The 9494-nt window shown below is 64.3% G+C and carries 9 protein-coding genes and 1 pseudogene; 9 read left to right on the plus strand and 1 reads right to left on the minus strand.

Annotated features, from left to right (window positions below):
* Positions 1-339: 339 nt before the first annotated feature.
* The 7 genes and pseudogenes from B4N44_RS13600 (at position 340) to B4N44_RS13630 (ending at position 3855) form a co-directional block, all read left to right on the plus strand.
* Positions 340-492, plus strand: a complete 153-nt coding sequence (locus tag B4N44_RS13600; RefSeq protein WP_349681093.1) for a DUF4160 domain-containing protein — start codon at positions 340-342, stop codon at positions 490-492.
* A gap of 57 nt (positions 493-549) precedes the next feature.
* Positions 550-1129, plus strand: a pseudogene (locus B4N44_RS19820) (helix-turn-helix domain-containing protein); the annotation flags it as partial.
* A 96-nt stretch (positions 1130-1225) separates the two neighbouring features.
* Positions 1226-1465 carry a transposase gene (locus B4N44_RS19970; RefSeq protein WP_414718152.1) on the plus strand — a complete coding sequence of 80 codons (240 nt, stop codon included), beginning with the start codon at positions 1226-1228 and terminating at the stop codon, positions 1463-1465.
* Positions 1466-1584: 119 nt separating this feature from the next.
* Positions 1585-1737 (plus strand): DUF4160 domain-containing protein, encoded by a 153-nt coding sequence (locus tag B4N44_RS13615; protein ID WP_296701737.1) that lies wholly within the window; start codon positions 1585-1587, stop codon positions 1735-1737.
* A complete protein-coding gene (locus tag B4N44_RS13620) occupies positions 1692-2012 on the plus strand; it encodes a DUF2442 domain-containing protein (protein ID WP_296701724.1) in 321 nt (106 codons plus the stop codon). Before B4N44_RS13615 ends, B4N44_RS13620 begins: the two co-directional genes overlap by 46 nt.
* Positions 1969-2610: an NERD domain-containing protein gene (locus B4N44_RS13625; RefSeq protein WP_296701726.1), complete on the plus strand. Its 642-nt coding sequence runs from the start codon at positions 1969-1971 to the stop codon at positions 2608-2610. Before B4N44_RS13620 ends, B4N44_RS13625 begins: the two co-directional genes overlap by 44 nt.
* Positions 2611-3201: 591 nt before the next feature.
* Positions 3202-3855, plus strand: coding sequence for a LysE family translocator (locus B4N44_RS13630; protein WP_296701727.1), 654 nt, complete (start codon positions 3202-3204; stop codon positions 3853-3855).
* Positions 3856-3864: 9 nt separating this feature from the next.
* Here B4N44_RS13630 and thpR read toward each other — a convergent pair whose 3' ends face one another.
* Positions 3865-4383, minus strand: coding sequence for an RNA 2',3'-cyclic phosphodiesterase (gene thpR / locus B4N44_RS13635; RefSeq protein WP_296701729.1), 519 nt, complete (start codon positions 4381-4383; stop codon positions 3865-3867).
* 354 nt (positions 4384-4737) lie between these two features.
* On the opposite strand from thpR, the gene B4N44_RS13640 reads away from it, so the two are divergent.
* Both B4N44_RS13640 and B4N44_RS13645 read left to right on the plus strand, forming a co-directional pair.
* The gene (locus tag B4N44_RS13640; protein WP_296701731.1) at positions 4738-8937 is read left to right on the plus strand and encodes a CHASE domain-containing protein; all 4200 of its coding nucleotides are present in this window, start codon (positions 4738-4740) and stop codon (positions 8935-8937) included.
* A 273-nt stretch (positions 8938-9210) separates the two neighbouring features.
* Positions 9211-9494: thermonuclease family protein (locus B4N44_RS13645; protein WP_296701733.1), on the plus strand; the 284-nt coding region annotated here is incomplete at its 3' end.

Raw genomic sequence — 9494 nt, forward strand, 5'->3', positions numbered from 1 at the left:
AATGTCTCGCTGACGCGTCAACCGAGGCAGCATCCGCATTAAGGACGGGGATATGAGGAACATTAGAAGGCTTGTGCTATATTCCTCGCACACACCATGGAAGATAGCGAGTGACCTGGAGTCAACGACGATAGACCAAGCCTGAATCGCCTGGAACGAGCAATCCGCGAGAGGTTCGGCTTTTTTATGGTCGCTTCGAGCATGCGCGTTCGGCATCCTAATGTTGGGCTAGAAATACCTTTTTTCCGAAATGCCGTGCTCGCCGGGTCTGGTCCATAAACCTCTGCCGGCTTAGGATGGTCCACAAATTGATTCGCAGACAGAGGCTGAAATCACCGGATGCCCACCATCAGCCGGTTCTTCGGTATCGTGATCCAAATGTTTTGGCGTGAGCACGCACCACCGCATTTCCATGCCCTTTACGCTGAGCACGAAGCGCTGATCGATATCCGCAGGCTCTTCAGGATCTCATGGGGTTATGATATTTTTTAAATCAACAACCTGAATCTTGCCTGCCGGCAGAACCCCATTCGGACGCGGCTCATCATGATGTTCGACACTGACACCCTTCAGACCCTGCTGAACCTGCCTGATATCGCCATTGATCGCGTTGTGCTCGGTGAGCGCAGAACGCTCGAGATCCACGTCCACAGCACCCTCGAGGGGACGCACTGTCACCGTTGCGGCAAGCCGATCGACCATGGCTACGGGCTTGGGCAGGAGATCAAGCTGCGGCACTTACCGGTGTTCGACTACCACACCGTCCTTGTTTTGCGACCCAAACGCTATCAGTGCCACTCCTGCGAGGGGCGGCCGACGACGAGTCAGATGCTGTCGTGGTATTCGCCACGCGCCTCGGTTACGAAGGCCTTCGAGCAGCAAATGCTGCTCGAGTTGATCAACAGTACGCTCGAGGATGTGAGTCTCAAGCATGCCGTCGGTGTCGATGCGCTGCAGGGCATTCTGGATCGCCGCATCGAGCCCGAGGTCGATTGGAACGGGATCGAGACGCTGGAGGTCATCGGCATCGACGAAATTGCGTTGAAGAAGGGCCATCGCGATTTTGTCGTCGTGATCAGTGCCTATGTGAAGGATCGGCTACGCGTCATCGCGCTGCTGCCCGCGCGGAACAAGGCTGCCGTGGAGGCGTTTTTTCACAGCATTCCCAAGCGCTTGCGGCGCACCGTCGCGGTCGTCTGCTCGGACCTTTACCAAGGCTTCATCGGTGCCGCAAAGGCCGTGTTCGGCAAACGCGTCCTCATCTGCGCGGACCGCCGAGACGCGCTTCGAGGAGATCACCAATTATTTCGTCGGCCGCCGGACCAGTGGATTCGTGGAGGGGCTCAACAATAAGATCAAAGTCATCAAGCGCCGCTGCTATGGAATGACGAGCCTCAAACACCTCTACCAGAGAGTGTACTTGGATCTCGATGGATACGCCCGATTCGGGACCGCTCGCGGATGAAATAAGCACTTGCCTGTCGAGCGCTCAACCATTTTTTGGGGTTAGCGTGTACGGCCGAATTTGGCTTAAGTACCTGTTTTCAAATAACCCATACGTTCCCCTGAAATCTGGGAGAGCCTATCCGCACGCTAGAAGTCATTGATGGGCGACTGCCTAAGCGAGCCCTCGGCCTGACAATCGAGTGGGCCATCGAGCACCGCGAAGAATTGATGGAGAACTGGAGAATATGTCAATTGAAGCAGCTTCCGAAACAGATTGCACCATTGGAGTGATGCCAGCCGCTCCTTGGCGGGTGAAGGGATTTTCGATATTGCCGGAATACCGTCTGGCCGTGACCTTCCAAGATGGCACCAGCGGGATCGTAGATCTCTCGGGAGTTACCGTGGCTCATGACCGCGGTATTTACGAGCCGCTCGAGGATCCGAGCTACTTCAAGCAAGCGCGTCTTGAAATGGGTGTTGTCACGTGGCCGAACGGCGCGGATCTCGACCCTGCTTGGATGTATGAGGAATTGGTCCGGTTTAAAACGTGGTCTGTCCCCGTTTAGTTCCCTCCGGCTTCGCCTGGACCGCGCGACCTATCGCGCCGTCCACGATCTCACCCTGCCCACCCCCGACGGGACCACTCAGATCGATCATGTCGTCGTCTCGCGCTACGGGATCTTCGTGATCGAGACCAAGAACATGAAGGGCTGGATCTTCGGCGGCGCACGCCAGGCGCAGTGGACGCAGAAGATCTACCGACACACGACCCGGTTTCAGAATCCCTTGCTGCAGAACGACAAGCATGTGAAAGCCGTGCAGGCGCTGCTCGAGGTGCCTCCCGAGACGATCCACTCGGTCGTGACCTTCGTCGGGGCCAGTCGCTTCAAGACCCCGATGCCGGAGAACGTGACGCAAGGTGCCCGCTTCATCGACTACATCCGGTCCTTCCGCGAGCCGGTGTTCGGCGAGGCGGCGGTCGAGACCATCCTGCGGCGCATCGCCGGCGGCCGGCTGAAGCCGGGGTCGGCAACGAACCGAGCGCCCGTTCGCAGTCTTCAGACGCGATCTGATCCGCTGGCGGAGCGGCGCTGCCCGAAGTGCGGCAGCGCGCTCGTGCTGCGCACCGTGAAGAAGGGAGCGCCGGTGGACTGCTCGAACTGATTCGCCGGGGCACCTTTGCCCCGAGCGATCGCGTCCTGTTCGGGCACACCGGGGGCCAGCCGGCGTTGTTTGCCGACGCCTATGCAGAGGGGCTGACCGAACAGGCCTAAGTTGGAAAGGGCAGTGCCGGGTTGCGCCGTTGACCTCCCTGATCAAACGCTCTATCGTGAATATCTTCGCTGTGTGCTCCCAGATCGTTTGATGGCTACCGATGTTGTCGGTCGGTGCTGGCATTGTGGCGCCAGCCTGACGAAGGCCGATTACAGCCGCGAGAATCTGTCTGAGCTGCGGCAAGGCCACACGCTGTTGCCGAAACTGTCGCCTCTATCAGCGCGGCCGGCCCAACGATTGCCTCGAGCCCCTCGCCGAGCCGGTGGCTGACAAGACGCGCGCCAACTTCTGCGAGCACTTCGATCCGGCGTTGCAACCAACCCGGAGCAACATCGGGATTGAGCCGCCGAGGCGGGCGATACGCAGAACCTCCTTCAGGCGGCCGAGGCCTTGTTCAAATAGGCGCGCCGCGCGCCACGCGCTGGTGACGCATCAGCGCCTCGTCGCGCCAGCGCGGCGGTCGTTGATGCCCACGATGAAATGACGCTAGAAGCCTGGCTCTCCCTCACCTTGCTCTGCCTACTCGGCGCCATGACGCCCGGGCCCAGCCTGGCCGTGGTGCTCGGCAACCTGATGCACGGCGGTCGCGCGGCGGGCCTTGCCGCCGGCCTCGCCCATGGGCTTGCCGTGGGTCTCTACGCCCTGCTCACGGTGGCCGGGCTGGCGGCGGTGGTCGCCGCCTCGCCCTTGCTCTTCGCCCTGATGCAACTGGGTGCGGCGGGCTATCTCGGTTACCTGGCCTATGGCGCCTTGCGCCCTCTATCGGTCAGCGCCGGCGTCGGCCAGGAACAGGCGCAGCCGGCGCGTAACGGCTCACCGGCTCGGGAGGGTTTTCTCATCGCCTTCCTCAACCCAAAGCTTGCGGTATTCATGTTGGCCTTGTTCGCCCCTTTCATCACCGTCGATCAGGGGCTGACCGCGAAGCTGGTGCTGGTACTCACCGTCGGTAGCATCGACGCCCTGTGGTATGCGACCCTGGTCTTGGTGATCGTCCAAGCCGGGCTGTTACCGCGGCTCAAGCGCCACACTGGCCTCATCGAACGCCTCTTCGGCGTCTTGCTTCTTGCCTTGGCGCTCTTCGTACTGAGCCGAGCGATCGCAGGCCTGAGCGCGAGTGCGCCCTGGCCCTTCTGATCCCCGGAGTCAAGGCAACGGATAGCGATGCCGAATCCGATAGCGCGGCCTCTCGCCGGTGACGCCATGCGCCAGGACCAGCTCGCGCGCCGTCCAGCCGATGGGCGTGTGCAGTTCGAGCGCGGGCACGGCGCGAACCTTGCGCGCCAGAGTCAGATGCGGCCGATAGGGCCGAGGCTCAGGCTCGATTCCGCACCCGGCCAAATGCGCCTGGAGATCTGTGACCAGCCGAGCCAGTGACTCCGGTGTACGCGTCGGGCCACACCACGGCGCCCGGGAGCGTGCGAAATGGCCGATGCGATCCAATTCCAAGTCAAAAGACCTGGCACGGGTCGCGGCATCGCCGGCCACGGCGTCGATACAGGCGAGTCGTTCGGGTTCGAGTGCGCCCAGAAAGATCAGGGTCACCTGCCAGTCGAGTGGATGGGCTGGGCGGCCTGGAAGCGGCGCCAGTGCGGCCAACCGGCGTTCAAGCTCGCAGCGTGTCGGAGTATCCGGCCAGATCGCCAGGAACCGGCGTTCAGTCATCGGCTTTACGGATGTTTGGAGCATTCAGATGCCGCCGACCTTGAGCGTGCAGACAATCACCCACGCGCACCGCGAGCCGGGCGAGTTCATGGGATGAAACCGAATGGGGGCGTGATTTAACGGATAGGTGATGCGAGGCTAGGGGAGGACCGCGGATCGGCCAAGGGATTCTTCGGGTGTGCACTGGGCCTTTGTTGGGGAAGAAACGCGCTTCTGCGGAGGGATCGAGCGACACTGCGAGGGGCAACTGGGAGGGGCAGTTGAGGCTTGGAGCAGCGAACCCGGGCGACGCAGTGCGCTATAGATCGCTGAACTTGGTATAGAACACTGCCCTGTCCAATCAGGGAGCAACCCATGATGCAGTCTTTCCCCGCCGTTCACCGCAGCTTGCTGGCCTGGACGGCCCTCGGCATCGGGCTTGTCCTCACACTGCTCGCCGCCGGCTACACCAAGTCGGACGTGGACAGGGTGAACCACCGCGAGCTGCGGCTGATCGGCGACGAGCTCGTCGCCTTGGTGGAGACACGACTCAAGGCCGACGCCCAGATCCTGCGCAGCGTGGCCGCCTTTTTCACGGGCTCCTCCGAGGTGACCCGCGAGGAGTGGCGGAGCTTTGTGGAACGCAGCGAGCTTCATCGCAACCTCCCGGGCATCCAGGGCGTTGGCTTTTCGCTGCTGATCCCGCCGGACCGGCTGGCCGAGCACGAGCGGTCCATCCGCACCGAGGGCTTTCCCGAGTACCGGGTCTGGCCGCCGGGCGAGCGCGCGCTCTACAGCGCCGTGGTCTATCTGGAGCCCTTCAGCGGGCTGAACCTGCGTGCCTTCGGCTATGACATATTGACCGAGCCCGTGCGCCGAGCCGCCGCGGAACGGGCGCGGGATCAGGACATCAACGCGCTCACGACCAAGGTCCAGTTGGTGCAGGAGATGGGCGAGGACGTCCAGGCCGGCACACTGCTGTTCGTTCCGGTCTACCGCCAAGGGCTGCCGACCTCGACCGTGGAAGAGCGCCGCGGCGCGCTGCTAGGCTGGGTCTACAGCGCTTACCGGATGGCTGATCTCATGCAGGGCATTCTCGGCCCCGAGGAGCTTCTGAGCAGCCATCACATCCGTCTCGCGCTCTACGATGGCGACCGGATTGCGCCTGACACCCTCTTGTACGACAGCCTGGATTCGCCCAAGGCGACCGCCCGGGCAGCCGGCACGGCCGAGGCCGTGAAGCTGCCTGCGGAGCTCGGCGGGCAGCGTTGGACGCTGGTGGTCTCGCGCGCAGCCGTGCCCTCCTTCGTCCGTGCCTATCCACGCGTGTTGCTGGTCGCCGCCGGTGGCGCCTTCATCAGCATCCTGCTGGCTGCCTTGCTCTACGCCCTCCTCAAGGCCCGGGGGGAGCTGACCGCGCGCCGACTGGCCGAACAGGCGCTGAGCGAATCCCGCCGCGAGCTGGAGCGGCGCGTGGCCGAACGGACCGCCGAGCTGGCTGCCACGACCGCATCTCTTCAGAGCGCTAATGCGGAGCAGCAGGCGATCTTCGACTCTGCGACGGTCGGTATCGCCCTCGCGCGCGAGCACGCGATCCTGCGCTGCAACCGCGCCATGGAGCGGATGTTTGGCTATGCGCCCGGCGAGATGATCGGGCAGTCCACGCGCCATTGGTATGCGGATGAGGCGACCTTCGCCGAGTTTGGCCAACGCTTGGCCGCCGGCCTGAGGGAGCAGGGCGAGCACTGTGAAGACATGCCAATGCTGCGCAAGGATGGCAGCCCCTTTTGGGTGCGCATCGCCACGCGACCCATCGACCGACATGACCTGAGTCAGGGCGTCGCGGGCACCTTCCAGGACATCACCGAGCAACGGGCGGCCATCGAGTCCCTGCGCCAGGCCAACGAGGAGCAGCGGGCGGTCTTCGATGCGGCGACCGCGGGTATCGTGCTCGTGCGCGACCGCCAGCTCGTTCGCTGCAACCGCATGATGGAGCGCCTGTTCGGCTATGCGCCCGGTGAGATGCTCGGCCAGACGACGCGCAGCTGGTATCCCGACGAGGCCACCTATGTCGAGGTCGGCCAGGCCATTGTCACGGCGCTGAGCCAGACAGGCCTCTACCGCGAGGATCGGGAGCTGGTGCGCAAGGACGGCAGTCGCTTCTGGGGCCGCATGTCGGCCCAGGCCGTCGACAGCCGGGACCTCAGCAAGGGCCTCGCCGGCATGATCGAGGACATCACCGAGGAGCGCGCGGCCATCACCGAGATGGAGCGGGCCCGCGCCTTGGCCGAGGAGGCGGCCCAAAGCAAGGCCAATTTCCTGGCCAACATGAGCCATGAGATCCGCACGCCCATGAACGCCATCATCGGTATGACCCACCTGGCGCTCAAGACCGAGCTGACACCACGGCAACGCGACTATCTGGAGAAGATCCAAGGCTCCGGCAAGCATCTGCTCGGCATCCTCAACGACATCCTGGACTTTTCCAAGATCGATGCGGGCAAGCTCGTGGTGGAGCGCATCGCCTTCGATCTGGAGCAGGTGCTCGACCAGACGGCCTCGCTGGTGGCCGAGCGCGCGGCGGCCAAGGGGCTTGAAGTCGTCGTGGCGGTCGACGAGGCGGTGCCCGGGCGGCTCTTGGGCGACCCGCTGCGCATCGGTCAGGTGCTGATCAACTACGCGAACAACGCGGTGAAGTTCACCGAGCAGGGTGAGATCGACATCCAGGTCGGGCTGGAGGCCCGCGCGGGAGAGGCCGTCGTGCTGCGCTTCTCGGTGCGAGACACCGGCATCGGCATCGCCGAGGAACAGCGCCGGCGGTTGTTCCGGAGCTTCCAGCAGGCCGACACCTCGACCACCCGCAAGTACGGCGGCGCCGGGCTCGGTCTGGCCATCGCCAAGCGGCTCGCCGAGCTGATGGGCGGCGAGGTCGGGGTCGAGAGCACGCCGGGGCAGGGCTCCACTTTCTGGTTCACGGCCCGCCTGGTCGAGGCGGCAGAGCCGGCCAAGCCCCTGCTGCCCAAGTTCGACCTGCGCGGGCGCCGCGTGCTGCTCGTGGACGACAATGAGAGCGCCCGCCTGGTCATCGGCGACATGCTGCGCAGCATGACCTTCAGGGTCACGACGGTCGATTCCGGCCCCGCGGCCCTGACTGAATTGAGCCGGGCCGCCGCGGCCGGCGAGCCCTTCGAGGTCGTGCTGCTCGACTGGCAGATGCCGGACATGGATGGTGTCGCCACGGCCGCGGAGATCCGGCATCGCTGGCAATCCGACCTGCCGATCTTGCTCATGATCACGGCCTATGGCCGGGACGAGCTACTACAGTCTGCCAAGGAGGTGGGCATCGATGACATCCTGCCCAAGCCGGTCAACCCATCGGCCCTGTTCGACACCCTCATGCGGCTCTTCGGTGCCAGCGGCAATCTGGGCAAGCAGCCCGGGGATGCCAGCGGAATCGCCCCGGATCTTGCAGCCCTCGCCGGCGGGCGCGTCCTGCTTGTGGAGGACAACGACCTCAACCAGGAGGTGGCAACGGAGCTCTTGCGGGAGGGCGGGCTCGTGGTCGATCTGGCGGCCAATGGCAGCGTCGCGGTGCAAAAGGTCCAAGAGCAGGCCTACGACGTCGTGCTCATGGACATGCAGATGCCGGTCATGGACGGTCTCACCGCGACACGCGAGATCCGCAAGCTGCCCGATCGGCAGGACCTGCCGATCCTGGCCATGACCGCCAACGCCATGGCCAGCGACCGCGAGCGCTGTATCGATGCGGGCATGAACGATCATATCGCCAAGCCCATCGATCCCGAGGAGCTCTGGGGCAAACTGCTGCGCTGGATGAGACCTGCAACTGGCAAAGCGCCAGAGACGGCCGCAGAGGTCTCGACCGATGCTGAGACCCTGACCGGAGCCAAGACCGGGATCAAGACCGGGATCAAAACCGGCGTCCAGACTCCGGCTCCGATCAATCTGCCTCTGGAGGGCATCACCGGCCTCGATGTCGCCGCGGGCCTGCGCCATGCCATGGGCCGCGACGCCCTCTACCGCAACCTGCTGACGCGGTTCGTCGCGGGACAGGCCGATGCCCCGGAGCGCATCGCGGCCGACCTGGCCGCGGGCGACTGGGCGCGGGCGGAGCGCACGGCGCACACCCTCAAGGGTGTCGCCGCCCAGATCGGAGCCGAGGCGCTGCGGTCCCTCGCAGAGCCGCTGGAGCAGGCGATCCGCGAGCGCGCAGCCGAGGAGCGGCTTCAGACGCTTCGGAGCCAGATCGCGTGTCTCCTGGCGCCACTCATTGCCGCCATCAGCGCCAAGCTGCAGCAACAGCCTCCAGAAGAACAGGTCGAGCCTAGGCTTGATACCTCGGGCTGGCCGGCCTTGTGCAAGCGTCTGGCAGCCCTGCTGCAAGCCGACGACTTCGCCTCCGAGCAACTGCTCAACGAGCACGAGGCCCTGCTGCGCGCGGTGCTGGGCGAGCAGTTCCCAGCCATTGCCGAGGCCATTCACGATTACGACTTTGCCCTCGCCCTCGAGCGACTACGGAAGACCGTCGCTGCTCAGGGCATGGCACTTTACTGATCTGGGCCGCCTATCCCGAGAGGTTTAAAGAGGATTCCGAGGCGGACTGGGAGGCGGCCATCCGTTTGATCTGAGACCCGCTTGCGAGGGGATTTGGCGCGCCTGTTTCGGACACGCTCGGAGGCGGACGAGGTGTTCCAAACCCCTGCCAGAGGTGGGCCGCCGACGCCTGTTTTGACGGCGCGACTGGCGTTTGCGTGAATGCGTTCACCCGCCCCCGTCGCGGACTAGGTTACCCTCGCAGGTACCCATGTCCGCTGTCCGGGGTACGTCGTGTCCCTTTCGCTCCTGCGTTTGCTCCCTGCCCTTCTTGTCCTGACCCTCCCGATCTCCCCGCAAACCCATGCCGACAGCCTCGACGGCAAGGTCGTCCGCATCCTTGACGGCGATACCGTCGAGGTTCTCGATGCGCGCAAGCGCACGCACCGAGTGCGCCTCGCCGGCATCGACGCCCCCGAGAGCAAGCAACCCTTCGGGGCCAAGGCCAAGCGCGCCCTGTCCTCGCTGGTCGGCGGCAAGACCCTGACCGTCGATTGGCACAAGCGCGATCGCTACGA

The sequence above is a fragment of the Thiocapsa sp. UBA6158 genome (assembly GCF_002423035.1).
Taxonomy (GTDB): Bacteria; Pseudomonadota; Gammaproteobacteria; order Chromatiales; family Chromatiaceae; genus Thiocapsa.

Bases quoted from the DNA above. Each gene is read 5' to 3' on its own strand.
- B4N44_RS13600 (WP_349681093.1), top strand. From the start codon at position 340: ATGCCCACCATCAGCCGGTTCTTCGGTATCGTGATCCAAATGTTTTGG.
- B4N44_RS13620 (WP_296701724.1), top strand. From the start codon at position 1,692: ATGTCAATTGAAGCAGCTTCCGAAACAGATTGCACCATTGGAGTGATG.
- B4N44_RS13630 (WP_296701727.1), top strand. From the start codon at position 3,202: ATGACGCTAGAAGCCTGGCTCTCCCTCACCTTGCTCTGCCTACTCGGC.
- thpR (WP_296701729.1), bottom strand. From the start codon at position 4,383: ATGACTGAACGCCGGTTCCTGGCGATCTGGCCGGATACTCCGACACGC.
- B4N44_RS13640 (WP_296701731.1), top strand. From the start codon at position 4,738: ATGATGCAGTCTTTCCCCGCCGTTCACCGCAGCTTGCTGGCCTGGACG.
- B4N44_RS13625 (WP_296701726.1), top strand. From the start codon at position 1,969: ATGAGGAATTGGTCCGGTTTAAAACGTGGTCTGTCCCCGTTTAGTTCC.